This window comes from Nocardia otitidiscaviarum, from assembly GCF_007362295.1.
Lineage (GTDB): Bacteria > Actinomycetota > Actinomycetes > Mycobacteriales > Mycobacteriaceae > Nocardia > Nocardia otitidiscaviarum.
The window spans coordinates 4,624,836-4,648,787 of the sequence record NZ_CP041695.1 but is presented as its reverse complement, the minus strand read 5'-3'; the positions used below and the strand labels follow the sequence as shown (position 1 = coordinate 4,648,787).

The 23,952-nt window shown below is 69.7% G+C and carries 23 protein-coding genes; 9 read left to right on the top strand and 14 right to left on the bottom strand.

Going from position 1 to position 23,952, the window contains the following annotated elements:
- Positions 1-25: 25 nt before the first annotated feature.
- Positions 26-1,393: an aspartate aminotransferase family protein gene (locus tag FOH10_RS20765; protein ID WP_143981996.1), complete on the bottom strand. Its 1,368-nt coding sequence runs from the start codon at positions 1,391-1,393 to the stop codon at positions 26-28.
- 18 nt (positions 1,394-1,411) lie between these two features.
- Positions 1,412-2,902, bottom strand: a complete 1,491-nt coding sequence (locus FOH10_RS20760) for a CoA-acylating methylmalonate-semialdehyde dehydrogenase (RefSeq protein WP_143981995.1) — start codon at positions 2,900-2,902, stop codon at positions 1,412-1,414.
- 158 nt (positions 2,903-3,060) lie between these two features.
- Between FOH10_RS20760 and FOH10_RS20755 the strand changes: the two genes are divergently transcribed.
- Complete coding sequence (locus FOH10_RS20755; protein WP_143981994.1) at positions 3,061-4,659, top strand: PucR family transcriptional regulator; 1,599 nt, start codon at positions 3,061-3,063, stop codon at positions 4,657-4,659.
- Here the strand turns inward: FOH10_RS20755 and FOH10_RS20750 are convergent.
- The 5 genes from FOH10_RS20750 to FOH10_RS20730 form a co-directional block, all read right to left on the bottom strand.
- Positions 4,606-5,388, bottom strand: a complete 783-nt coding sequence (locus FOH10_RS20750; protein WP_143981993.1) for a potassium channel family protein — start codon at positions 5,386-5,388, stop codon at positions 4,606-4,608. The genes FOH10_RS20755 and FOH10_RS20750 overlap by 54 nt on opposite strands.
- Before the next feature lie 81 nt (positions 5,389-5,469).
- Positions 5,470-6,837 carry a DoxX family protein gene (locus FOH10_RS20745; protein WP_143981992.1) on the bottom strand — a complete coding sequence of 456 codons (1,368 nt, stop codon included), beginning with the start codon at positions 6,835-6,837 and terminating at the stop codon, positions 5,470-5,472.
- 383 nt (positions 6,838-7,220) lie between these two features.
- Positions 7,221-8,399 carry an elongation factor Tu gene (tuf, locus tag FOH10_RS20740; protein ID WP_143981991.1) on the bottom strand — a complete coding sequence of 393 codons (1,179 nt, stop codon included), beginning with the start codon at positions 8,397-8,399 and terminating at the stop codon, positions 7,221-7,223.
- 228 nt (positions 8,400-8,627) lie between these two features.
- A complete protein-coding gene (locus tag FOH10_RS20735; protein ID WP_143981990.1) occupies positions 8,628-9,284 on the bottom strand; it encodes a response regulator in 657 nt (218 codons plus the stop codon).
- Complete coding sequence (locus FOH10_RS20730) at positions 9,281-10,384, bottom strand: sensor histidine kinase (protein ID WP_143981989.1); 1,104 nt, start codon at positions 10,382-10,384, stop codon at positions 9,281-9,283. Before FOH10_RS20730 ends, FOH10_RS20735 begins: the two co-directional genes overlap by 4 nt.
- A gap of 187 nt (positions 10,385-10,571) precedes the next feature.
- Between FOH10_RS20730 and FOH10_RS20725 the strand changes: the two genes are divergently transcribed.
- Entirely contained in the window at positions 10,572-10,973 is a 402-nt protein-coding gene (locus tag FOH10_RS20725; RefSeq protein ID WP_143981988.1) for a DUF6223 family protein, read from the top strand.
- A gap of 18 nt (positions 10,974-10,991) precedes the next feature.
- Here FOH10_RS20725 and FOH10_RS20720 read toward each other — a convergent pair whose 3' ends face one another.
- Entirely contained in the window at positions 10,992-11,471 is a 480-nt protein-coding gene (locus FOH10_RS20720; protein WP_143981987.1) for a nuclear transport factor 2 family protein, read from the bottom strand.
- Between the two features lie 92 nt (positions 11,472-11,563).
- On the opposite strand from FOH10_RS20720, the gene FOH10_RS20715 reads away from it, so the two are divergent.
- The 3 genes from FOH10_RS20715 to FOH10_RS20705 are packed head-to-tail and all read left to right on the top strand — an operon-like array spanning position 11,564 to position 13,942.
- Entirely contained in the window at positions 11,564-12,322 is a 759-nt protein-coding gene (locus FOH10_RS20715; RefSeq protein WP_143981986.1) for a sporulation protein, read from the top strand.
- 52 nt (positions 12,323-12,374) lie between these two features.
- Positions 12,375-13,454: an NAD(P)H-dependent amine dehydrogenase family protein gene (locus tag FOH10_RS20710; RefSeq protein ID WP_143981985.1), complete on the top strand. Its 1,080-nt coding sequence runs from the start codon at positions 12,375-12,377 to the stop codon at positions 13,452-13,454.
- Complete coding sequence (locus FOH10_RS20705; protein ID WP_143981984.1) at positions 13,451-13,942, top strand: carboxymuconolactone decarboxylase family protein; 492 nt, start codon at positions 13,451-13,453, stop codon at positions 13,940-13,942. The genes FOH10_RS20710 and FOH10_RS20705 overlap by 4 nt, the downstream gene beginning before the upstream one ends.
- A gap of 480 nt (positions 13,943-14,422) precedes the next feature.
- On the opposite strand, the gene yaaA is transcribed toward FOH10_RS20705, so the two are convergent.
- The gene (gene yaaA, locus FOH10_RS20700; RefSeq protein WP_143981983.1) at positions 14,423-15,166 is read right to left on the bottom strand and encodes a peroxide stress protein YaaA; all 744 of its coding nucleotides are present in this window, start codon (positions 15,164-15,166) and stop codon (positions 14,423-14,425) included.
- A 58-nt stretch (positions 15,167-15,224) separates the two neighbouring features.
- Between yaaA and FOH10_RS20695 the strand changes: the two genes are divergently transcribed.
- Entirely contained in the window at positions 15,225-16,982 is a 1,758-nt protein-coding gene (locus tag FOH10_RS20695; RefSeq protein ID WP_143981982.1) for a proline--tRNA ligase, read from the top strand.
- A gap of 145 nt (positions 16,983-17,127) precedes the next feature.
- On the opposite strand, the gene FOH10_RS20690 is transcribed toward FOH10_RS20695, so the two are convergent.
- The 5 genes from FOH10_RS20690 to FOH10_RS20670 all read right to left on the bottom strand — a co-directional run bounded on the left by FOH10_RS20690 (position 17,128) and on the right by FOH10_RS20670 (position 21,393).
- Positions 17,128-17,610 carry a nitroreductase family deazaflavin-dependent oxidoreductase gene (locus FOH10_RS20690; RefSeq protein ID WP_143981981.1) on the bottom strand — a complete coding sequence of 161 codons (483 nt, stop codon included), beginning with the start codon at positions 17,608-17,610 and terminating at the stop codon, positions 17,128-17,130.
- Positions 17,611-17,706: 96 nt separating this feature from the next.
- Positions 17,707-18,327: a TetR/AcrR family transcriptional regulator gene (locus tag FOH10_RS20685; protein ID WP_143981980.1), complete on the bottom strand. Its 621-nt coding sequence runs from the start codon at positions 18,325-18,327 to the stop codon at positions 17,707-17,709.
- Positions 18,328-18,580: 253 nt separating this feature from the next.
- Entirely contained in the window at positions 18,581-20,119 is a 1,539-nt protein-coding gene (locus tag FOH10_RS20680) for a three-helix bundle dimerization domain-containing protein (protein WP_221937850.1), read from the bottom strand.
- A 279-nt stretch (positions 20,120-20,398) separates the two neighbouring features.
- Positions 20,399-20,830: a ferritin-like domain-containing protein gene (locus tag FOH10_RS20675; RefSeq protein ID WP_143981979.1), complete on the bottom strand. Its 432-nt coding sequence runs from the start codon at positions 20,828-20,830 to the stop codon at positions 20,399-20,401.
- Positions 20,827-21,393, bottom strand: a complete 567-nt coding sequence (locus FOH10_RS20670) for a hypothetical protein (protein WP_244961303.1) — start codon at positions 21,391-21,393, stop codon at positions 20,827-20,829. The genes FOH10_RS20675 and FOH10_RS20670 overlap by 4 nt, the downstream gene beginning before the upstream one ends.
- 320 nt (positions 21,394-21,713) lie before the next feature.
- On the opposite strand from FOH10_RS20670, the gene rimP reads away from it, so the two are divergent.
- The 3 genes from rimP to FOH10_RS20655 all read left to right on the top strand — a co-directional run bounded on the left by rimP (position 21,714) and on the right by FOH10_RS20655 (position 23,844).
- Entirely contained in the window at positions 21,714-22,352 is a 639-nt protein-coding gene (gene rimP, locus FOH10_RS20665; protein WP_143981978.1) for a ribosome maturation factor RimP, read from the top strand.
- Positions 22,349-23,380: a transcription termination factor NusA gene (gene nusA / locus FOH10_RS20660; RefSeq protein ID WP_029929831.1), complete on the top strand. Its 1,032-nt coding sequence runs from the start codon at positions 22,349-22,351 to the stop codon at positions 23,378-23,380. The genes rimP and nusA overlap by 4 nt, the downstream gene beginning before the upstream one ends.
- A gap of 122 nt (positions 23,381-23,502) precedes the next feature.
- Positions 23,503-23,844, top strand: a complete 342-nt coding sequence (locus FOH10_RS20655) for a YlxR family protein (protein ID WP_370450420.1) — start codon at positions 23,503-23,505, stop codon at positions 23,842-23,844.
- Positions 23,845-23,952: the final 108 nt, after the last annotated feature.

Genomic DNA, 23,952 nt, shown 5'->3' with positions numbered 1-23,952 from the left:
ATGAGGGTGAGCCTTCCGGCAGGAGTCAGCCGAGATGGCCGTCCGCGACCGTCAGTGCCTGATCCAGCAGCCCCAGACCCTCCTTGGCCTCGGCCTCCGTGATGGTGCACGGTGGCACCACGTGCAGGCGGTTGAAGTTCACGAACAGCAGCAGCCCGGCGGACTTGGCGGCGGCCACCGTGTCGATCATGGCCTGGCTGGTGCCGCCGTAGGGGGCGAGCGGTTCGCGGGTGCCGCGGTCGCGCACCAGCTCCACCGCCCAGAACACGCCGAGTCCGCGCACCTCGCCGATGCTCGGATGGCGCTCGGCCAGCTCCCGCAGACCCGGCCCGATGACGCGTTCGCCGATATCGGCGGCGTTCTCGACGATCCGCTCCTCGGTCATGGCCTCGATGGTCGCCACCGCGGCCGCCGTCGCCAGCGGGTGCCCCGAATACGTGAGTCCGCCCGGATACGCCCGGTCGTCGAAGGTGGCGGCGATCTCGGGGCTGATGGCCACCCCGCCCAGCGGCACGTATCCGGAGTTCACGCCCTTGGCGAAGGTGATGAGGTCGGGCACCACGCCCTCGAAATGCTGGATGGCGAACCACTTTCCGGTGCGCCCGAAGCCCGCCATCACCTCGTCGGCGATGAGGACGATGCCGTGCCGGTCGCACAGTTCGCGCACCCCGGCCACGTATCCCGGTGGGGGAACCATGATTCCGGCCGTACCGGGAACCGGCTCCAGGATGACGGCCGCGATGGTGGCCGGTCCCTCGAACAGGATCGTCTGCTCGAGATGTTCCAGTGCCCGCTGCGACTCCTCCGCCTCGGTGCTCGCGTGGAACTGGCTGCGGTACAGGAACGGTCCGAAGAAGTGGACCACGCCGCTGCTGCCGGTGTCGTTGGGCCACCGGCGCGGGTCGCCGGTGAGATTGACCGCGGTATCGGTGCCACCGTGATAGGAGCGGTAGCGGGCGAGCACCTTGGGGCGGCCGGTGTGCAGCCGCGCCATCCGCACCGCGTGCTCCACCGCGTCCGCGCCGCCGTTGGTGAAGAAGATGCGGTTCAGCTCACCGGGGGTGCGTTCGGCGATCAGCCGCGCCGCCTCGGAGCGGGCGTCGTTGGCGTGCGGCGGGGCGACGGTGCACAGCTTGCCCGCCTGCTCCTGGATGGCGGCGACCACCTTCGGATGCTGGTGTCCGATATTGGTGTTCACCATCTGCGAGGAGAAGTCCAGCAGTCGGTTGCCGTCGCCGTCCCACACGTACGAACCCTGGGCGGCGGTGATGACCATCGGTTTCAGTGCCGCCTGCGCCGACCAGGAGTGGAAGACGTGCTTGCGGTCCAATGCGTAAGCGCGGGCGGCCTGTTCGCGTGCCGCCTCGGGGGTGAGTCCGTTCGGAAGGGTCATGATGGTCCTTACGCGGCGTCAGTGGTTCTGCGGGAAACCGAGATTCAGGCCGCCGTGGCTGGGGTCGAGCCAGCGGGTGGTGACGGCCTTGGTGCGGGTGAAGAAGTGCACGCCGTCGATGCCGTGCGCGTGGGAGTCGCCGAACAGCGAGTTCTTCCAGCCGCCGAAGCTGTAGTAGGCCATGGGCACCGGAATGGGGACGTTGATGCCGACCATGCCGACCTCGACCTCGTTGTGGAAGCGCCGGGCCGCGCCGCCGTCATTGGTGAACAGGGCGGTGCCGTTGCCGTACGGGTTGGCGTTGAGCAGCGCCATGGCCTCCTCGTAGGACTCGACCCGCAGCACCGACAGCACCGGTCCGAAGATCTCGTCGGTGTACACGCTCATCTCGGGAGTGACGTGGTCGAGAATGGTGGGGCCGAGCCAGAATCCGTCCGCCGCGCCGTCGGCCTCCACCGTGCGACCGTCGAGAACCACTGTCGCACCGGCGGATTCCCCGGCCTCCACATAGGACGCCACCCGGTCCCGATGCGCCCGGGTCACCAGCGGCCCCATATCGGCGTCCCGGGTGCCGTCGCCGGTGCGAATGGTCTTGGCGCGCTCGGCGATCCGCGCCACCAGGTCGTCGGCCACCGGACCGACCGCCACCAGCGCGCTGATGGCCATGCATCGCTCTCCGGCGGAGCCGAAGCCCGCGTTCACGGCGGCGTCGGCGGCCAGATCCAGATCCGCGTCCGGCAGCACCACCATGTGGTTCTTGGCCCCGCCCAGCGCCTGCACCCGTTTGCCGTTGGCGGTGCCGCGTTCGTACACGTACCGGGCGATGGGCGTGGACCCCACGAAGGACACCGCCTTGACGGCCGGATTGTCGAGCAGTTCGTCCACCGCGACCTTGTCGCCCTGCACCACGTTGAACACGCCGTCGGGCAGCCCGGCCTCCTGCCACAGCGCGGCCAGCCACAGTGAGGCCGACGGATCCTTCTCGCTCGGCTTGAGCACCACGGTGTTCCCGGCCGCGATGGCGAGGGGGAAGAACCACATCGGCACCATGGCGGGGAAGTTGAACGGCGAGATGACCGCGACCGGTCCCAGCGGTTGGCGCACCGAGAAGATGTCGACCTTGGTGGAGGCGTTCTCGGTGTACCCGCCCTTGAGTAGATGCGGTATGCCGCAAGCGAATTCGACTACTTCCAGGCCGCGTGTCACCTCGCCGAGCGCATCGGCGAGCACCTTGCCGTGTTCGGCGGTGATGATGGCGGCCAGTTCCTCCTTGCGCTCGTTGAGCAGTTCGCGGAATCGGAACAGCACCTGGGTGCGTTTGGCGAGGGAGGCGTCACGCCAGGCGGGGAAGGCCGCGACCGCCGCGTCCACCACCGCCCGCACATCGGCCTGGTCGGCCAGTGCGACCTGTCCGGTCACCGCGCCCGTGGCGGGATTGGTCACCGGCGCGGTCGCCTCGCTGGATCCGGCGAACGGTTTGCCGTCGAGCCAGTGCGCGATGGTCTGCATAGTTCCTCGATTCGGTGAGCCGCGATCCTGAAAGGGGGGTCCGCTCCCGGTCACCGGCATGACGGGACGGACCCTCCGCGTCCTACTCTGCGCTGTCCATCATCATTCGCACCCCGACGATCTGTATGTGTTTTCGGATTTCGTATTACGATTCGTCGGTGCTGCTCTCCGTCGCTGATGTCCTGGCGATGCCGGTGGTGCGCGCCGGGGAACCCGAGGTGGTCGGCGGCGGATCGCTCGACCGGCCGGTGCGCTGGGTGCACGTGAGCGAACTGCCCGAGGTGGCGGAACTACTGGTGGGCCGCGAACTCATCCTCACCACCGGCCAGGCGCTCACCCACGGTGCCGCCGCCACCGTCGACTATCTGAAAGCCTTGGCCGCGGCCGGTGTTTCGGGACTGGTGGTGGAACTGGGCACCTCCGTGCGGGAACTCTCCCCGCTCGTTGCCGCCACCGCCGACGAACTGGGCATGCCGGTGATCGCGCTGCACCGGGTGGTGCGATTCGTGGAGATCACCGAGGCCGTGCACCGGGTGATCGTGGCCGACCAGTACGCCGAGCTGGAGTTCGCGCGCACCGTGCACGAGACCTTCACCGCCCTGAGCGTGCGCCGCGCATCGCTGGCCGAGATCGTGCAGACCGCCGCCACCATGCTGGACGCCTCGGTGGTGCTGGAGGATCTCACCCACCGCGTGCTGGCGCTGACCGCGCGCCATGCCGCCACCTCGGCCATTCTCGAGCACTGGGAGACCACCTCCCGGCTGCTGCCCGACTCCGACCCCACCGTGGTGCCGGTCGGCCCGCACACCCAGCGCTGGGGGCGGCTCATCCTGCGCTCGCATCGGGTGCCGACGGCTCGCGCGCGCATGGTGCTGGAACGCGCGGCGCAGACGCTCACCCTGCACCGCATGATCGAACGGGATCGGTTCGGTCTGCACCGGCAGGCGCAGACCGGACTCATCGACGACATGGTGACCGGGCGGATCAGCGACGAACGCGACGCCCTCGCCCTGGCCGCCTCCCTCGGACTGGCCCGCCGGGCCCGCTATGTGCCGATGGCCATCGATGTCGACGCCGTCACCGAGGCCGATCCGGTGGCGCGCCAGCGCCGCACGGCCGCCATTCTGGACGCCGCCATGCACGGGGTGGCGCTGGGCCGCGCCACCGCGCTGGCCACCCCGGGGCACGGCAGTCGCGTACATCTCGTCCTCGCCGTGGGCCGTACCGCCGATCCGGACGCGAGCCTCACCACCGTGTGCACGGCCGTGGCCGCCGAGGTGCGCCGGGTGGCGGGCGTGGACCGGGTGGTCATCGGTGTGGGCGCGGATTCGGAATCCCTGCTCGACACCGCCCGGGAGCTGGCGCAGGCCGCGCATATCGCGGAGGTGGCGCTGTCGCTGGAGACCTCGCGCCCGCGGGCGTTCTATCGCAGCGGCGATGTGCGGCTGCGCGGGCTGCTGTCGCTCATCCGTGCGGAACCGGGCGTGCAGCGCTTCGCCGAAACCGAGCTGAGTGCCCTGCTGCGCCACGACATTCGGCACGACACCGAGCTGGTCCGCACCCTGCGCCTGTTCCTGGATCTGGCGGGCAACAAGACCGAACTGGCCCGGCGGTTGACCATCAGCAGGCCCACGCTCTACGACCGGCTGGCGCGGATCGAGCGGATTCTCGACGTCGATCTCGACAACGGGGAGACCCGCACCTCACTGCACACCGCGCTGCTCATTCGCGATCTGGCCCCCGGCGACGGTGCGTGATTCGCGCAGCGCGGTGACCTCGGTGCGCAGTGCCCGCAGTTCCTCGACCAGTTTGCCGATCTCGCGGTCGGTGCGGTCGGCGGACTCCTCCACGGTCTTCAGCTTGTCGATGACCCAGCTGGTGGTGGTGCCGATGGCGAAACTGATCAGGCCGATGCCGAAGGTCATGAGCACCAGCGCCACCAACCGGCCCTCGGTGGTGACCGGGTAGAAGTCGCCGTAGCCGACCGTGGTCACCGAGACCATCGACCACCACAGCGCGTCGCCGAAGTTGTGGATGTTCGAGTCCTCCACCCCGTACTCGGCGTCGTAGATGGCCAGACTGCACAGATACAGCATGAGAATCGAACTGGCGCCGATGAACACCGACAGCCGCGCACGGGTCAGCGTGTGCCGGTGCAGGGTGTCCAGCAGGATCATGGCCGCGCGCAGCAGCCGCAGCGGACGGAACGGCGGTAGCAGCACGAACAGCAGATCCAGCGGATTCTGCTTCACGAACTGCCAGCGGTGCGTGGACAGCCGCAGCCGCACCCCGAAGTCCACCGCGAACACCGCCCACACCAGGACGTCGACGGCGGTGAGCCAGAAGTCCAGCCGCGGTGACGGCCCGGTGTCGAGCACCTGCCAGGAGTAGACGCCCAGGAATACCGCCGCCAGCACCGTCAGGGGGATGTTGGCGGCGCGCTCCCAGCGCTGGAGGCGGTCGGCGGGCGGGGTGGACGTGGCCATCGGTACAACCTGCGGATTCGAGTACACGGACCAGCCGAGGTTACGAGATGACCACCGTCGCGCACGAGCAGACCCCGAAACCTATCGGTAGTAGGGCACGGGGGAGACCCAGTGGACGCCGCGCGAGACCACCGGGAATCGGTCCAGGTCGAGCAGTTCCAGCTGCATCCGCACCGGACGGCCGCCGAGCTGGCCGGTGAGGATCAGCCGGTCCGGCTCCGGCCGCTGATAGCCGAACATGCCGAGCGGCCAGGTGTGCGAGGTGTCCTTGGACAGCGTGATGGTCTGCCGTTCGGTGTCGATGCGGGCCGGGAACGACAGCAGCGAGTCGTCCATGCGCTGTGCGGTCACGCCCTGCGGGATATCGAAGATGATGCGGCGCAAGCGCGCGGCGGGGTCGAGTGCCGAGCCGGTGTCGGGCGCGCCGTCGAAGTCGGTCAGCGCGGGCATGGTCTCGCCCGCCACGGTGTACTCGGTGACATCCCAGATGCCGTACAGCGGTGAGCGGTCGCGGCCGTTTCCGGTGGTGCGCCAGGCGTCGTGGGCTTCGACGGTCGCGGTGAACAGCAGCCAGAGGCCGAGCACCGCCTGCGCGCCCACCAGGATGCGCCGTGCCCGCGGGGTCGAGACCAGCGGTTCGGCCGCGCGGACACCGACGGCGTGGCCGAGCAGCGCTCGCACCAGGCGCACCAGTTCGGGCGCGGCGAGGATCAGCGCCCAGACCAACAGTTGCCCCGCGAAGAGCTTCACCGGCACGTCGAAGGTGAGATTGAGCAAGAGCACCTGCATGGCCACCACGAGCGCCAGCACCGACCCCAGACCGGCCGTGACCGGCAGCACCAGCAGCAGCGCGGCCGCGACTTCCGCCGCGCCCAAGGCCATTTCGTACGGCTCCGATGCCGAGGTCTGCGCCCACAACACCGCCATCGGACTCATCTGCCCGAACGGCTCCACCAGCCGCTCCAGATAGAACGTCATCTGCGAGGGCAGCAGTTTGATCATGCCGTACAGCAGCAGCGCGCTCATCAGCGCCAAGCGCAGCAGCAGCCGGAACCACGCGTACAGCCGCAGGTAGTTGGGCCGGTTCCGGTCCACCAGCGACCACACCGCCGTGGCCACCAGGCTGACCAGCAGCAGCGTGAACTGTGAAATCCAGTGCGCCGCGGTGTCGCCGCTGCCGGTCGGCGTGTAATCGACGGTGACGCCGAAGATTCGCGCACCCACCCAATCGGTGAGCGGAGACAGCGCCAGCCAGGTCGACAGCTCGAGCACCGCATCCTGCGGCACGCCCACCGATCGCACCAGGGTGTGCGCCAGCCAGGTGCCCGCCATGCCGATGCCGACGAAGACGAACCCGAACCGAAAGACCACCCGCGTCAACGGATGCCACCGCACGACGGTCTCCGGCTCGTCCGTGCGAATCGCCTCGACCGCCACTTGCGCAACCACGTCGATCCCTCCACCGCTACCGCGCCCAAATCCTTTGCGGCCGAAACGCTATGGCACCTCGTGACCTAGTCGTATCCACCAAATACTGTGCCCCGACCTTCGGTGCCCCCAGAACGCGGGTGGACCCGCATCCACCCGAGCCGAGGTGATCGGGACTCACCCGCGGCGGGGGCTCGACGCGGGACCTGCCCGCGTCGGGAGGGCGACGACGGCACCCACCCGCGTCGGGAGGGCGAGGACGGCACCCAACCCGTGCCAGGGCGCGGCGACGGAACCCATTCGCGCCGGGCGAGCACCGTTGGATCGCGGCGACCGCTCGCACGCGAACGTCCGGCCCGACCGCCGTGGCGGCCGGACCGGACGCGATGTCGAGCAGCGCCGTACTACCCGTCTACCGTGAGCACCGAGCCCGCGGCCACGGTCCGGCCGCCCTCCCGGACGGCGAAGCCGAGGCCGGGCTCCAACGGCACCGGTTGGCCCAGCTCCACCGTCACCTCGACGGTGTCGCCGGGCATCGCCATCGTCGCGGTGCCGAGGGCGACGTCGCCGACCACATCGCCGGTGCGCAGGTAGAACTGCGGCCGGTAGCCGGTGGTGATCGGCGTCCGCCGCCCGCCCTCGGCCGCCGACAGCAGGTGCAGGCGCGCGGTGAAGCGGGTGCGCACCTCGACACTGCCGGTGGCGGCGACGATCTGACCGCGCCGCACCTGATCGCGCTGGACGCCGCGCAGCAGCAGCGCGACATTGTCGCCCGCCTCCGCGAATTCCATGGTGCGACCGAAGGTTTCCACACCGGTGACCACCGTCTCCAGCTCGCGGCCGTAGCCGAGCACCGCGACGCGGTCGCCCATGCGGACCCGCCCGCGCTCCACCGCACCGGTGACGACGGTGCCGCGGCCGGTGATGGTGAGCACGTTCTCGATCGGCAGCAGGAACGGCGCGTCGGTGTAGCGCACGGGCGTGGGGATGTGGTTGTCCACCGCGTCCAGCAACCGCAGCACCGCCGCCGACCAGTGCGGGTCACCCCGCAGCGCGAGCAGCCCCGAGACCGGCACCACCGGCGTGGCCGCACCGTCGTAGCCGTGCACACTCAGCAGCTCGCGCACCTCGAGGTCGACCAGCTCCAGCAGCTCGGGATCCGCGCCGTCGGCCTTGTTCAGCGCGACGACCAGGTGCTCGACCCCGACCTGCCGGGCCAGCAGCACATGCTCGACGGTCTGCGGCATCACGCCGTCCTGCGCGGACAGCACCAGGATCGCGCCGTCGACCTGCGCCGCCCCGGTGATCATGTTCTTCACGAAGTCGGCGTGCCCCGGCATGTCCACGTGCGCGTAGTGCCGGGCGTCGGTCTCGTACTCGACGTGCGCGATATTGATGGTGATACCGCGGTCGACCTCCTCCGGGGCGCGGTCGATGCGCTCGAACGGTACGTAGGAGCCGCCACCGCGCTCGGCGAGCACCTTGGTGATGGCGGCGGTGAGCGTCGTCTTGCCGTGGTCGACGTGGCCCATGGTGCCGATATTGAGGTGCGGCTTGGTGCGGACGAATGCCTGCTTGGCCATGATGAGATCTTTTCTGGGAGTCGTGGATCGGGACCTCGGCGACGAACCACCTTCCCCATCCGAGGTCCCGGGGACATCCCGGGGAAGGTCAGCGTCGGGCGCCGTCGAACGCGGATGCGACCACCAGGGCAGCCGTCATCGCGCCCGCTGCCGCGGGCGAGACGATGATCAGCTGCCGGAACATGCGGACCATGGTGCCGTCCGCACGGCCGTGTCCGCCACCGAATTTCAGCGGTCGCGCGGCACCACCAGGCCGGATTCGTAGGCGAGCACCACCAGTTGGGCTCGATCCCGGGCCCGCAGTTTGGTCATGGCCCGATTGACATGGGTTTTCGCGGTGAGCGGGCTGATGACCATCTGGTCGGCGATCTCGTCGTTGGACAGCCCCCGGGCGACCAGTGCCACCGCCTCGCGCTCCCGATTGGTGAGGTCGTCCAGGCCGCCGCCCACCGCGAGCGGCAGGCTGACGTAGCGGTCGATCAGGCGACGGGTGATGGATGGGGCCAGCAGGGCGTCACCGCGGGCGGCGACCCGGATGGCGTGCAGAAAGTCCTCCGGCTGAACATCTTTCACCAGGAACCCGGCCGCGCCCGCGCGCAACGCGTGGAATACGTACTCGTCCAGACCGTAATTGGTGAGGATGACGACGTGCACCCCGGCCAGCGCCGGATCCGCGGCAATGCGTCGCGTCGCCTCGATACCGTCCAGCACCGGCATCTGGATGTCGACCAGCGCGATATCGGGCAGCAGCTCCCGGGCCAGTTCCACGCCCGCGTATCCGTCGGCGGCCTCGCCCACCACCTCGATATCGTCCTCCATATCGAGCAGCGCCCGGAATCCACTGCGAATGAGCGGCTGGTCGTCCACCAGCAGGACGCGGATCACGGCTGTCCCACCGGCAATTCGGCGTGCACGCGGAATCCGCCGTCGGCGCGCGGCGCCGCCCGCAGTCGACCGCCGAGCGCGGTGACCCGCTCGCGCATGCCGTGCAGTCCGACCCCCGGCACCGGCTCGCTGTCCGGCATCGCCCGGCCGTCGTCGTCGACCCGGACCACGAGTGCGTCCGGGCGGTAGTCCAGGCGCACCGAAGCCGTCGCGGCGGAGGCGTGCCGGGTGATGTTGGTCAGCGCCTCCTGCACGATTCGGTAGGCGGTCCGGCCGACTGTGGCGGGTAGGTCCCGGGGTTGTCCGGCCACCGTCAGGCTGGCGTCCAGGCCGGTGCTGCGCGCCCGTTCCAGCAGGTCCGCGATGTGGTCCACGCCGGGCGGCGGAGTCCGGTCGTCGTCGCGCAGCGCCTCCAGGGTCGCCCGTAACTCGCGGGTCGCCTCCCGCCCGGCCTCCCGGATGGCCAGCAGCGCCTCCGGCACCTGTTCGCCGCGCTTGTGGGCCAGATGCACGGCGACCTCGGCCTGCACCTTGATGACCGAGATCTGGTGGGTGAGTGAATCGTGCAGTTCCCGCGCGATGTGCAGGCGTTCCTCGTCGGCGCGGCGGCGCGCGGTCTCCTCGCGGGTGCGCTCGGCCTCGTCCGCCCGCCGCTCGGCCTGCCGCAGCGCCTCACCCGCGGCCGCGGCCGCGATCAGCCACGCCAGTTCGAGCGCACCCCGGGCCTGCGCGAACGCCTCGCGCGAATCGTCGAGGGCGACGAAAGCGGCCAGCGGCAGGGCGGCGACCAGCGACACCGCCGCGATGGCGGTGACCACATGGTGTCCGGCCCGCACCGCCGCGTACACCGCGAACAGGAAGGCCACCGCGGGCACATCGAAGCCCACGGCCTGGTACCCCAGTGAGCATGCCCCGGTCACGGCCAGCACGGCGATCGGCGCGCGGCGGCGCACCACCAGCACCAGGCCGCTGGCCGCCAGCAGCGCGTAACCGAGCGGGTCCAGCGCGGTGGGGGAGTGTCCGGCCGAGCGCCCGGCGAGGAGCAGGCTCGCGGCCACGCCGAGGGCGATCGCCCAGTCCACGAGTCGTGCCCTGCTCATGCGCGCACATTAACCGGCCGCCCACGCGACGGAAACCCGCCTACGGATGATTTCCGCCTACCGCGTCCGCGGTATGTGCACGGCGTCGGCGGTAGCGCGAAGTGTCCGCGCTCGCACGACGACTCGCGGCCGGTCCGCCGGACATGCTGCGGGGGAGTGCTCGTTCTCGACGCGAAGGAAGCAGATCATGTCCGCTCGTCACCGGGTCGCCGCCGCGACCGCCGTTCTCGCAAGTTCCGTCCTCACCCCCGCGGTCGCGCACGCCGCGGCGGAACCGGTCGCCGCCGGTGCCTCCGAGCTCAGCGCCGGGCGATTGGGCGGTCTCGTCGCCGCGCTCGTCGGGATCGCCGGGGCGGTGGTCGGCGGGCTGGCTCTCGCCCGGCGCGGTGGCCGTCTCGGCACCGGCGGCGGGGCGATCGTCGCCGCGGCGGCCGGACTGTTCGCGCTCGTGCTCGGCGCGGTGGTCGTGGCGACCGCCGACGGCGGATTGGGCACCGGCAACGGGCTCGGCGGTGGCGTCGTGGCCATGGTCATCGGGTTGATCGCCCTGATCGTCGGCGGGCTCGCCTGCGCCCGCCGCGTCGGCTGATGCGGAAACGCTCCCGCCTCAGGCGGATTCGGCGGGAGCCCAGCGATTGGCGGTGAGGGTGAACCCCGGCAGGGCGTCGAGCGACATGGTGGCCTCGAAGATGCGCTCGTAGCCGGTGTGCGCGATGCGCCAGCGCCCATCGTCGCGGCGGTACCGGTCGCGGTAGTAGGCGGCGCCCCGGATCAGCACCCGATACTCGGGCACGATCACGGTGTCCTCCAGACACCAACTGCCCGCGGCGGTGTCGCCGTCCACCTCGATCTCCGGGTGGGTGGCGACGTGCACCGTGATGATAGTGGCGCTCAACGCCGAGCGCATGTAGTCGACGATCGCGTCGCGGCCGGTGAACCGCAAAGGCATACCGCCGGAGGGGGATCCGTAGTCACCGGTCGCGTCGGGAGTGAAGGTGTCGGCGAATTCGTCCCACTGCTTGAGGTCCAGGGACCGCAGGTAGCGATATTTGAGGGAGCGGATGCTCTCCACGGCTTCCAGGTCCATACCGGACACCTTCCTGAGAACATGTTCTAGTTCGCAGCAGGCTAGAGCACTTGTTAAGCGATCGACAAGGGTTGCCGGTAAGACTGTGGCCCATGTTCAAGAAGTTGCTGGCAGCCGTCGGAGTCGGTGGGGCCGAGGTCGAGACCGAATTGCACACGCCCGGAGTGCAACCCGGCGGGACGGTGCACGGTGTCGTTCGCCTGCGCGGGGGGAGTGTCGAACAGGAGATCAACCGCGTCGCGGTGGAACTGGTGACCCGGGTCGAGATCGAGCACGCCGACGAGGAATACGACGCCTACCGGTCCTTCTGGTCCGCCGACGTGCACGGGCCGTTCACCCTGGCGGCGAACGCGCCCTACGAATTCCCGTTCGCGCTGCACACTCCGATGGAAACCCCGATCACCTTCTACAACGGTCGGCATCTGCCCGGTATGGAGGTCTTCGTTCGCACCGTGGTCGAGGTCAGCGGTGCGGTGGACCCGGGCGACCGCGATCCGCTCGGCATCGGCGCGCTGCCCGCCCAGCATGTCATTCTCGCCACCCTGGAGCAGTTCGGCTTTCCGCTGCATCGCGCCGACGTCGAGGCCGGTCGCCTGCGCGGCATCCAGCAGCAGCTGCCCTTCTATCAGGAGATCGAATTCGGCCGCTCGCACAACTATCCGCGACTGAACCAGCTCGAGGTCACCTTCGTGGCCCGGCACGACGGTATGGACGTGGTGCTCGAGGCGGACAAGAAGGGCGGCTGGATCAGCGAGGGTCGCGATGTGTTCGATGTGATCCACGTCGACTACGGCGCTCTCGACCACACCGACTGGGCGGCGGTGCTGCACGACCGGCTGGCAAAACTGTAACGTGTTCTCGAAATAGCCTCGGGCGGTACCGAGCGGTTGCTACCCTCCCGGCATGATCGCCACCCTGGTCTGGGGAACCGGCAATGTCGGCCGGGCAGCCATCCGCGCCGTCGCCGCGCATCCAGCGCTCGAACTCACCGGCGTCCTCGTGCACGACCCGAAGAAGGTCGGCCGGGACGCCGGTGACCTGGCCGGGCTCGACACCGAACTGGGCGTCGCGGCCACCGACGACATCGACGCCGCGCTGGCGGACGGCCCCCGCGCCATCGTCTACGCCGCGTCCGGGGATATCCGCCCCTTCGAGGCATTCACCGATATCGTGCGCGCCCTGCGCGCCGGAGCCGTGGTCGTCACGCCCGCGCTCTACGCCTTCTACGACCATCGCAGCGCCCCGGCCGATCTGCGTGAGCAGGTGCTGGAAGCGATTGCGGCGGGCGGTGGTTCGCTGTTCGTCTCCGGCATCGATCCGGGCTGGGGCAACGACGTGCTGCCCCTGCTCATGACCGGGCTCGCCAGCACCGTGGAGGTGGTGCGCTGCCAGGAGATCTTCGACTACAGCACCTACGACCAGCCCGATTCGGTGCGCTACCTGGTCGGCATGGGGCAGCCCATGGACTACGAACCGCCCATGCTCGCGGCGGGCGTCCCGACCATGGTGTGGGGCGGGCAGATTCGACTCATGGCGCGCGGACTCGGCGCGGAACTCGACGAGATCCGGGAGACCGTGGAACGCCGCGCCCTGGACGAGACCGTCGGCACCGAACTCATGGGCGAATTCGACGCGGGCACACAGGGTGCCGTGCGTTTCGAGGTGCAGGGCATCGTCGGCGGCGAACCCCGCATCGTCATCGAACACGTCACCCGCATCCACGGCGGTTGCGCCCCCGACTGGCCCACCCCGCCCACCGGCGACGGCGCGCACCGCGTCATCCTCGAGGGCCGTCCCCGGATCGAGGTGAGCGTCGAGGCCACCGACGAGGGCGGCAATCGCTCCGCGGGCGGAAACGCCACGGCCGTGGGCAGATTGGTCGGGGCCATCGACTGGCTGGCTGCCGCCGAACCCGGACTCTACGACGCCCTCGACGTCCCGCTGCGCGCGGGCGTCGGCATTCTCGGAAAGGCACGCTCATGATCATCGACATTCCCGCGGGCAAGGATCCGATCGGCTACGTGTGGGGTGAGATGGTGCCCGGCATCGGCCTGGCCGCCTCCCGGTTCTCCCTGGCCGTCTATGAGCACACCACCCTGGGGCTGCGTGAGTTCGAGGCCGCCCGGCTGCGCATCGCCCAGCTCAACGGCTGTCTGTTCTGTCAGGACTGGCGCACCGAACGCGACGGGCAGAAGGTCGAGGACGGTTTCGACGCCGCGGTCACCGCATGGCGCACCACCTCGTCCTTCGACGAGCGCACCCGCATGGCGGCCGAGTACGCCGAACGCTACGCCCTCGACCATCACAATCTCGACGACGAGTTCTGGGCCCGGATGACCCGGCACTACACGCAGGCCGAGATCGTGGAGCTCAGCATGTGCATCGGCTCATGGCTGGCGTTCGGGCGGCTCAATCACGTGCTGGGACTGGATGCCGTCTGTGTCCTGCCCGGCCACCCGAACTCGCGGTAGGGCCACGGTTCATCACCGTATTCCACCACGCGTCGAGGGGACTGGGATGCGGCCAGACCGCCACCACGTCCTCGCCCTCGATGTCGTCGTCGCCACCGCTGGTATCGATATCGCTCACCGTCCGCGCCCTTCCCGGGACAGGAGGAACCTGTCTCACATCCGTTGTATCCCAAGAAAAGTCGGACCTCGCGGTTTTGGGAAGCGGCTGGCGCTGACGACGGGGCATTCCGGGCGGCCGCGCACGCCGGTTGCTCGATCTGTGCGGCGGTATTGCTCCCGCGCGCGGTCCGGACCGAAATCGGCGCGGTGATGCGCGGCAGCTCCGCCGGCGGTGTCGCGGTGATGTCGCCGAGCAGTCGCTGTATCGGCGTCAGGCTGCCCTGGGGTGCGTGAAAATACCCGTGCCGCAAGGACTTCGAGAAACTGGTCTAGCGGGGTATACAGCGCTGACCGACGTCCGGCTCGCGGATTCCCGCCGCGTCAGGTGATGACGAGCAGTTCGGTGGGCGAGGCGATCTCGACGCGCAGTCCGGCCTTCTCCGCCACCCGCGCCAGTCCCCGCACGTCCGTGGGCTCGGCGCGGGTCAGCACCAGGGCGCGGGCCAGCAGTCCCTTGTGGTGTTTGTTGAAGTGGCTCACCACGGTTCGCGACCCGTCCGGCCGCTCGGTGAGCACGGTGGCCGTCACCGCACCCGGCACCCGGCCCAACTGCTGATAGGTGCCCGAGCGCAGATCCACCACGAGCTCACCCTCGGTCTCGTCGCGCAGCGCCTGCGGCAGCACCTCCTTCCACACCGACTGCAGGGTCGGCAGGCCGGGCAGCTTGGAACCACCCGAGAGCCGATACGCCGGAATCGGATCGCCCGCGCGCACCACCCCGAACAGCGCCGAGCCGATGCCGACCCGCGCCTGCGCCTTGGCCCGCTGCGCCTTGGTGAAGGAGGCGGCGTCGAACGCGTCGTAGAGCACCCCGGTGTAGCGGTCCAACGCGGGCCGGGTGGGGGAGGAGCGCAGCGCCGCATTGCGCGCGATCTCGGCGTCAGCCCCCTTGCCCAGGCCCAGCGCGGCGCGGGCGGTGTCGGGGTCGGCCGCCAGCGCCGTCAACTCGGTGCAGAGCCGGTCGCGCACCTTCGTGAGCTGCGGCAACGACAGGGCGTCCAGGTCCAGCGGACCGCCCGATCCGCCATCGGACTTGGTTTCGGAGGGAGGCAGCAGCACCAGCACGAGCGAACACGGTAATCCCTTACGGAGTTCCCCTGCGCAGCGGCTACGCTGTGGAGCCGTGATCACCCGCCTCTCCCACCTGTTCCTGCGCACGCTGCGCGACGACCCCGCCGACGCCGAGGTGCCCAGCCACAAACTGCTGGTGCGTGCCGGATACGTGCGGCGCATCGCGCCCGGTGTCTACTCGTGGCTGCCGCTCGGCCTGCGCGTGCTGCGCAAGGTCGAGAACGTGGTCCGGGAGGAAATGGACGCCATCGGCGCCCAGGAGATCTCACTGCCGGCGCTGCTGCCGCGCGAACCGTACGAGGCCACCAATCGCTGGACCGAATACGGCGACGCCCTGTTCCGGCTCAAGGACCGCAAGGGGCAGGACTACCTGCTCGGACCCACCCACGAGGAGCTGTTCGCGCTCACCGTGAAGGGCGAGTACAACTCCTACAAGGATCTGCCCGTCACGCTGTACCAGATCCAGACCAAGTACCGCGACGAAGGCCGTCCGCGCGCGGGCATCCTGCGCGGGCGCGAGTTCATCATGAAGGACTCGTACTCCTTCGACCTGGACGAGGACGGGCTGAAGAACAGCTACAACGCCCATCGCGAGGCGTACCAGCGCATCTTCGACCGGCTCGGCGTCAAGTACGTGATCGTGGCCGCCACCTCCGGCGCCATGGGCGGGTCGGCCTCCGAGGAGTTTCTGGCCGACAGCCCCGTCGGCGAGGACACCTACGTCATCTGCCGCGCCTCCGGCTACGCCGCGAACGTGGAGGCGGTGGTCACCCCCGCGCCGCCGGAGATCCCCATCGAAGGCCAGGCCGAGGCCGTCGTGCACGACACCCCGGACACCCCCACCATCGCGACGCTGGTCGACTGGGCCAATGCCGCCGGGATCGCCGAGCGGCTGGGCCGCCCGGTGACCGCGGCCGACACCCTCAAGAACGTCATGGTCAAGCTGCGCTACCCGGACGGCAAGACCGAGATCCTCGGTGTCGGCATCCCCGGCGACCGCGAGGTCGACGACAAGCGCCTGGAAGCCGCGGTCGAACCGGCCGAGGTGGAGATGCTCGACGACGCCGACTTCAAGGCCAACCCGTTCCTGGTGAAGGGTTACATCGGCCCGAAGGCGCTGCTGGCCAACGGCATTCGCTACCTGGTCGATCCGCGCGTGGTGAGCGGCAGTGCCTGGATCACCGGCGCCGACGAGTCCGGCAAGCACTACGTCGGCCTGGTCGCCGGGCGCGACTTCACCCCGGACGGCACCATCGAGGCCGCCGAGGTGCGCGACGGCGACCCCTCACCCGACGGCCGCGGCGTCCTCGAGGCCGCGCGCGGTATCGAGATCGGCCACATCTTCCAGCTCGGCCAGAAGTACACCGACGCCTTCGACGTCGACGTGCTCGGCGAGAACGGCAAGCCGGTGCGCCTCACCATGGGCTCCTACGGCGTCGGCGTCTCTCGCATGGTGGCCGTGGTCGCCGAGCAGATGCACGACGACAAGGGCCTGCGCTGGCCGGGCGAGATCGCCCCCTTCGACGTGCACGTCGTCATCGCCAACAAGGACGCCGGCGCTCGGGCCGGAGCCGAACAGGTCGCGGCGGAACTGAACGCGGCCGGGCTGGAGGTGCTGCTCGACGACCGCACCGCCTCCCCGGGCGTGAAGTTCAAGGACGCCGAACTGCTCGGCATGCCGCTGGTGCTGGTGGTCGGCCGCGGCTGGGCCGACGGCAAGGTGGAACTGCGCGACCGCTTCGCGGGCACCGGCGACGAGATCCCCGCCGAGGACGCGGTGCGGGCCGTACTCGCCAAGGCGCGCGGCTGAGCGAACCGAAGCCCCCCGGGTCCCCGCCGGCGGCCCGGACGGCACAGCGGGTCGGTCGGACCGGCTCGCTGTGCCGACCCACCCGCTCCATCGATGCCGCTTCGAGCGCGTGGCATGCGGGTCTCGGCGCGTGGCGTCCGGGGGCTCAGGTGCGCGGTACGAACCGCACGAAGGGGATGCGCTCGCCGACGGCGCGGAAATCGGCCTGTGAGCCGTCGACCTTGTAGCCCATCAGGCGGGGGAGCAGCTTCTCCGCCGCGCGGCGGTGTTCGACGGCGTAGCGCGCGAACACCTCCGCACCGTCCTGCTGCGGCACGAATTCGGCCGTAACCGGGATGGTGCGGCGACCGACCTGGATGGTGACCTCCGGGGTCTTCTGGAGATTGCGGTACCAGGCGGCGGTGGGGCCCCAGCCGGACGCCACGATGTAGCTGCCGTCCGCCGGGTCGTGATGCACGACCTCAAGCACTACCTCGCGGGGTTTGCCGCTCTTGCGGCCGATGTGATGCAGCAACATCATCCGGCCGCCGAAGATCCAGCCGAGATGCCAGTGGTAGAAGTGGATCGGCAGCCGGAAGAACCAGCGCTTCAGTCCGGTCGGCGGGCCGATGTTCTTCACGATATCCACGGGATACTCCTTCCGTCGGACGGCGCGGCGGCCGTCGGCATCGCGATGGTCGATGAGCGGTGTGCCGCCGCGATGCCTCGGCGGAACACCGGATTGCTATTCCGCCTGCGGATTCGATGTGTCGTCACGCCGGGGCGAGGGCGCGGGGGAGCGGGGCGGTTCCACGAGCCGGTACAGCACGGCGGCGATCGAATCCTCGGTGTGGCGCAGCCGCAGTGCGCGATGGATGACCAGCCCGTCGACAGCGGCCATGACCGCTGCCGCGCCGCGGTGTGGGTCGGTGACGCCGTGTGTGGCGAACCAGTCGCCGAGCCGGGCCACGAATTCGTCCAGCACCGCCGCGACGGCCGCGCGCAGCGTCGCGTCCCGGGTGGCGGCCAGGGCGGTCTCGGTGAAGAGCAGGGTGGCCGGATTGTCGCCGGTGTAGGTGGCCGTGATCGCCAGCAGGGCGTCCACGGCTTCGGTGGGGGTGGTGACGCTGTCGAGCAGATCCCCCATCCGGGCGGTGGCCGCCCGCAGCTCCTGGGTCACGGCGTCGGTCAGCAGCGCCTGGAGCGATGAGTAGTGATAGTGCACGACGCTCGGGTTCACTCCGGCGCGTTCGGCCAGCACCCGGGTGCTGACCGCGGACCAACCCCGTTCGGGGATGAGCGTGACCGCTGTCCGCCGCAGCCGCTCACGCACCTCATGTCCGCGCATCGCCGCTGGTGAAACCATGTACTACACCTCTCGGGAACCGCACCGGCGGCCATGTCGAGCATTCGTCCTGTACGACTGCCCTGTACGAATGACCCGAATCTACCTCGGAAAGATCGATCGGTCCAGACGCGCTCCCGACCGGTGCCCCGCTCGCGCGTGTCACGCCCGGTATCGACGCCGCCCGGCGCGATACCTCGGATGCTCAATGATCAGGCGAATTCCGCATGTGCGGCCGAACCCGGCGAGTCATGGCCGGGCTCGGCGACGCGACTCAGTTGTACGACTGGGCGACCCCGTCGAGCAGGCGCTCCAGCGTCTCGTAACTCGGCAGGTCTGCCACATCGATGAGATCCGCGGTGACGGGCACCCGATTGCGCTCGGCCACGTCGGTGAACAGTTCGGCGTCGCCGGTGCGGAAGCCGTATTCGGCGGCCAGTCGCTGCAATTCCGGGTCGGTGGAAAGCAATTCACCGAGCCGGTCGCCGCTGTCGCTGAGCGGCACCACCGTGTGATGCGACATCACCGTCGGCGACGGGTACAGCATGACCATGTCCGGCTTCAGCTCCCCGTGCACCGCCGCCTCGACGTACTGGGCCTCGTACGCCCACACCAGCGGCGTGGTTCCCATCCCGGTCGACAGGTACTCCCGGAACGGCCCCTCACTGCTGTTCTCGGTGTAGCCCTGCCGGGTGAACAACCGGGCCACCCGGGAGAGCGCGTGCTCCTCGGCGGCGGCGCCGCGCACCACCGAATGCTCGTTCGCCACATGGGATGCCACCGCCAGATACATGGCGGCGGAGTTGGAGGTGCGCGGATCGGTGGTGGAGATCAGCATGTGCTTGCGCACCGGATAGGCGGTATTGCCCGGCAGCTGGTCCCACTGCGTCCCCCGCTCGACCAGTTCCAGGTACTTCGCCATATCCAGCACCGGCGTCGGACCGGGCCGCACCACACCCGCCGCCGTGAGCAGATCCACGATCGGCCGGAAGGTCGCCACGATCATGGGCGAGGAGAACGGCGTGTACTTCGCGCTCACCCCCACCTGTCGCTGAATACGTTCCGCCGCTACGGAACTCGACGGGAACGCGAAGTCGTAGTCCGCCAGGTCCACCGAGGTGGCGATCTGCCGCGACCCCGCCGGATCCACCTCCACCGTCAGCCCGTGCCCCGCCAGCGTCTCGATCACGCGGGCATCACCGAAGAACGCCGCCTTCTCCGACCCGATCACACCGCGCACCGTGGTGAGCGTCGCCGGAGCGGCCGTCACCGGCCCGGATTCCGACCCGCCACCCCCGACCGCCACCGCGACAGCGGCCACCGCCACCACCGCGACCGCCGCTGCCGCCAGTACGCGCTTGTCGCGCACGTTCACGGCGCGCAGCCGCTGCGCGACCCGCCGCAGCGCGCCCGTGGCTCCGCCGACACCGGCCGCCCCCGCCTCGGTCCGCGCATGTCTCGGCGCACCGGCGGCAGGCGTACCGGCGGCGACCACGCCCCGATCGTTCGCGGCGCTGCTCCCGTCGTCCGCGGCCCGGTCTCCACCCTCCACCGCCGCGTCGGGATCGGCGGCGACCAACTCCGCGGCATCCACCTGGTGCGCGGGTTCCAGCTCGCTCCGCACGATCCGCTCCACCAGAATCGGCACGAACTCCCGAATCTTGCGCCCCTCGAACCGTTTTCTCGCCTCCCCCACCGCCGACTCGACGCGCTCCACCGAATGCGCCCGCCCGTACGCATCCACCAGCCGCTCCCGTACCTGCGCCAGCGCCTTCTCCTCGCGGGCGGTATCTCGGGGGGTTTCGACCGTCACCGGCTATCTCCTCAGCCTCGCACCAGATCATCCGCGCGCCAGCCGGATCACCCACCGACACGTCCCGAAGCTGTCTACCCGTTCCGGTGAAACATCCAGCAACACACAGGTGTTCACCGCCTGAACACGGCGCGAGCTTCGTTCGGAAATTCCACCGAGTGCTCCTGATGATCGGCCGGGCCGCGGCGCACCCAGTACTCCGGCAGGTCCGGTCCCGCGGCGGACGATGTGGCGCATCGGCCATGTCACCGAGGTGATGCCCCGCCCGGAGCCGAACGCCTACTGACCCGGGAAGGCGACCGTGGCCGGATCGGTGCCCAGAATCGTCTGCCAGGTCGCCAGTCGCATCGCCGTCTCGGTGAGCGCTTCGATACCGGTGCGGCGAAGGTCGGGGGAGGCGGCACGTTCCACCACCGAACGCCAGGCCGCGGCGGCATCGGATTCGACGGCCACGGCGAGATTCGCTGCCGGAATCGGATCGTCGACCGGGAAGGGGGCGGTGTAAGCGGCATCCGGGGCGGGGACCGGCGCGCCGAGCGACTTCAACAGGTCGGCGGTGGCGTCGCGGCGGGCGCGGTGGGCGGCGGTGAACTCCGAAACCACTTGGAGCCGTTCCGGATTGGCGTAGGCGGCGATGACGCCATAGGCGTAGACGGCCGCGTATTCGGCGCTCAACGCGGCGGTGAGCGCCTGCTGGTCGGCGGTGGTCATGCGAGCAGAACCCCCGCGTGGGTGGCGCAGGCGGCGCTGATGGAGGCGAGCAGGGCGGCGCGGTACCCGGACAGCGTGGCCGCCAACTCGGCCGCGGAGCGCTGGGAATCGGTGAGGGCGGTGCGCAGTTCGGTGAGCGCGGGCGGCGTCACCGGGGCGGTGGGGGTGACCGGCGGCGTGCGGTGCGCGGGCGTGGTGCCGTCTCCGTAAACGCCTATGACACGGTCGATCTCGGTGCGCAGCGCTTCGGCGTGCGCGGTGCGCTGATCCGCGACGGTGCGCAGTGCCGCGGCCCGTTCGGGCAGCGCCGCGATGGCGGCGGTGGCGGCCACCGCGTCGGCGCGGGCCGAGGTTTCCTGGGCCACAAGCGGATCGGGTGCGGCCGGGGTCTCCTGGGCGCAGCCCGCGACCGCGCCCACGGCGGTGACCGCGAGCGCGCCGCCACCGGCCAACCGCAGCAGGCCGCGACGGTCCAGGGTGAACGACGGTGAGCTGGGACACGGTGTCGAGCGGTCGGCGTGGACCGTGAGATCGGCCGCATGACGGCGGAGGCTGCTGGGCACGCAACCATGGTGCCAGTCCGCCGAGCGGACCCGCGCCCCCAGTCCCCTCGGATAGGCTGTGATCTCGATCGATATCGGCCACCACCGGGCGCGTCCGCGCGGAGTCGCACTGGACACGCCGACGGTGCGGCCGGTGCGACAAGGCGAAAGCCGGGGCCGTTGGCTGGTCCTTTACACTCTTTCAGCGCGTTACGCTAGACCTTTGGCAGGGTATTTCGCCGTGGCTGCCCGCCGACACCGCTCGACCCTATCGATACCGGCCCCACCTGTATCGATACCGACAACTCAACCCGCCACAACTGAACCAGGAGCCGCCCCACATGCCGATGCCGACCGAGGAAAGGGTGAGCCAGCTAGTTGCTGGGCTCGTCGAACGCCGAGGATTCGACCTCGAAGGCGTCGTGATCGCGGCTGCGGGAAAAGAGCAGGCGAAGGTCACGGTGATCGTCGACAGCGACGGCACCACCGACCTGGACGCCGTGGCGGAGCTGAGTTCGGATCTCTCGGCGCTGCTCGACGAGGCCGGTGACTTCGGAGAAACCCCCTATCTCCTGGAGGTCACCACCCCCGGCATCGACCGCCCCCTCACCGCGCTCCGGCACTGGCGGCGGGCCCGGGGTCGAAAAGTCGCCGTCACAATGCGCCCCGGCACCGAATCACCGGAGGGCAAGCCGAAGTTCGAGGCCCGCGTCGGGGCAGTCACCGACACCGACGTGGCCCTGGTGCTGGGCGGTAAACGGAATCCGCACCGGGTGACGGTGCCGCTGGCCGATATCGAGCGGGCCGTCGTGCAGGTGGAGTTCAACCCACCGGGTGCGGCCGAGCTGGAGTTGGCGGGGGGAGTCGCACCGGGCCGGCCCCGGCCAGGTGCCCAGGAGGTATCCGAAGTATCCGAAGACACAACAGCAGAGGCAGCAGTGGCAGCGTCCGCTTCACCGACCGAAGGGATCGTGGAATGAACATCGAAATCGAAGCCCTGCGCGCGATTGTCGCCGACAAGGGAATCTCGATGGAGACGGTGATCTCCGCGATCGAGTCCGCGCTGCTCACCGCCTACCGCCACACCGAGGGCCACCAGCCCAACGCCCGCATCGACATCAACCCCAAGACCGGCGTGGTGCGAGTGATGGCGCGCGAGCTGGACGCCGACGGCAATGTCGTCTCCGAATGGGACGACACCCCCGAGGGCTTCGGCCGCATCGCCGCCACCACCGCCCGCCAGGTCGTGCTGCAGCGGTTGCGCGACGCCGAGAACGAGAAGTCCTTCGGTGAGTTCTCCACGCACGAGGGCGATATCGTCGGCGGCGTCGTGCAGCGCGACGCCCGGATGAACGCCCGCGGCACCGTGGTGGTGCGGATCGGCAGCGAGGCGCACGGCGCGGAGGGGCTCATCCCGCCCGCCGAGCAGGTGCCCGGGGAGACCTACGAGCACGGCGACCGCATCAAGTGCTACGTGGTCGGCGTCTCCCGTGGCCCCCGCGGCCCGCAGATCACCCTCTCGCGGACCCACCCGAATCTGGTTCGCCGCCTGTTCGCTCTCGAGGTGCCCGAGATCGCCGACGGCTCGGTCGAGATCGTGGCGGTGGCCCGCGAGGCCGGACACCGCTCCAAGATCGCGGTGCGCTCGACCGTGCCCGGCGTCAACGCCAAGGGCGCGTGCATCGGCCCGATGGGTCAGCGCGTGCGCAATGTGATGAGCGAGCTGGCGGGGGAGAAGATCGACATCATCGACTACGCCGACGATCCGGCCGCGTTCGTCGGGAATGCGCTGTCGCCGTCGAAGGTTGTCTCCGTCACGATCGTCGACCCCGATGCCCGTGCCGCCCGCGTGGTGGTGCCGGACTTCCAGCTGTCGCTGGCGATCGGCAAGGAGGGGCAGAACGCCCGCCTGGCCGCCCGTCTGACCGGCTGGCGTATCGACATCCGCAGTGACGCCGCCCCGGATGTGGCGGGCGCCCCCCGTACGGAGGCGCATCACCGGGGGTGATCACAACGACCCGCGAATAGGCTCTCACCAGCACGGAGATTCGCGGAACAGACCTTCCGGATGACATGTTGGTAACTTCCGAGAAGGACGGATGCGGAGATCGGGACACGGTGGAGGTAGAGTTGACGCAGGCTCAGCGCGAGTCTTCGGCTACTTCGCACTCCGCGCGGGTCCGGGATCAACGACCGGCACCCGTGCGGACATGTGTGGGGTGCCGGAAACGCGAGCTGGCCGCCGATCTGTTGCGGGTCGTGGCGCAGGATGTGGATGGAGAGCATTCGGCTGCGGTCGTTCCCGATCCGCGGCGCAGACTTCCCGGACGGGGTGCCTGGTTGCACCCCCTTTCGGCCTGTCTGAGCACGGCAGTTCGGCGCCGAGCATTCGGCAGAGCACTACGAGTGTCCGGAAATCTGGATATCTCAGCCCTGGAGCAGTACGTAGAGAACAGGCACGAGCACTCATGAGCACACCGTGAAGTCCCAGCGATGATCGGCCATCGGAAATAACCGGAGGTCGTGCGGGTTCCCCATCACCTAACGACGGATGGGTGCCACGCTCGACCTCTCAGTGAG

Excerpts from the sequence above, each read along its gene's own strand:
- FOH10_RS20730 (WP_143981989.1), bottom strand. The coding sequence starts at position 10,384 with ATGAGCAGGGCACGACTCGTGGACTGGGCGATCGCCCTCGGCGTGGCC.
- FOH10_RS20675 (WP_143981979.1), bottom strand. The coding sequence starts at position 20,830 with ATGACCACCGCCGACCAGCAGGCGCTCACCGCCGCGTTGAGCGCCGAA.
- FOH10_RS20750 (WP_143981993.1), bottom strand. The coding sequence starts at position 5,388 with ATGGCCACGTCCACCCCGCCCGCCGACCGCCTCCAGCGCTGGGAGCGC.
- FOH10_RS20715 (WP_143981986.1), top strand. The coding sequence starts at position 11,564 with ATGTTCAAGAAGTTGCTGGCAGCCGTCGGAGTCGGTGGGGCCGAGGTC.
- FOH10_RS20685 (WP_143981980.1), bottom strand. The coding sequence starts at position 18,327 with ATGGTTTCACCAGCGGCGATGCGCGGACATGAGGTGCGTGAGCGGCTG.
- FOH10_RS20760 (WP_143981995.1), bottom strand. The coding sequence starts at position 2,902 with ATGCAGACCATCGCGCACTGGCTCGACGGCAAACCGTTCGCCGGATCC.
- FOH10_RS20710 (WP_143981985.1), top strand. The coding sequence starts at position 12,375 with ATGATCGCCACCCTGGTCTGGGGAACCGGCAATGTCGGCCGGGCAGCC.
- tuf (WP_143981991.1), bottom strand. The coding sequence starts at position 8,399 with ATGGCCAAGCAGGCATTCGTCCGCACCAAGCCGCACCTCAATATCGGC.
- FOH10_RS20720 (WP_143981987.1), bottom strand. The coding sequence starts at position 11,471 with ATGGACCTGGAAGCCGTGGAGAGCATCCGCTCCCTCAAATATCGCTAC.
- nusA (WP_029929831.1), top strand. The coding sequence starts at position 22,349 with ATGAACATCGAAATCGAAGCCCTGCGCGCGATTGTCGCCGACAAGGGA.
- FOH10_RS20725 (WP_143981988.1), top strand. The coding sequence starts at position 10,572 with ATGTCCGCTCGTCACCGGGTCGCCGCCGCGACCGCCGTTCTCGCAAGT.
- FOH10_RS20765 (WP_143981996.1), bottom strand. The coding sequence starts at position 1,393 with ATGACCCTTCCGAACGGACTCACCCCCGAGGCGGCACGCGAACAGGCC.
- FOH10_RS20705 (WP_143981984.1), top strand. The coding sequence starts at position 13,451 with ATGATCATCGACATTCCCGCGGGCAAGGATCCGATCGGCTACGTGTGG.
- rimP (WP_143981978.1), top strand. The coding sequence starts at position 21,714 with ATGCCGATGCCGACCGAGGAAAGGGTGAGCCAGCTAGTTGCTGGGCTC.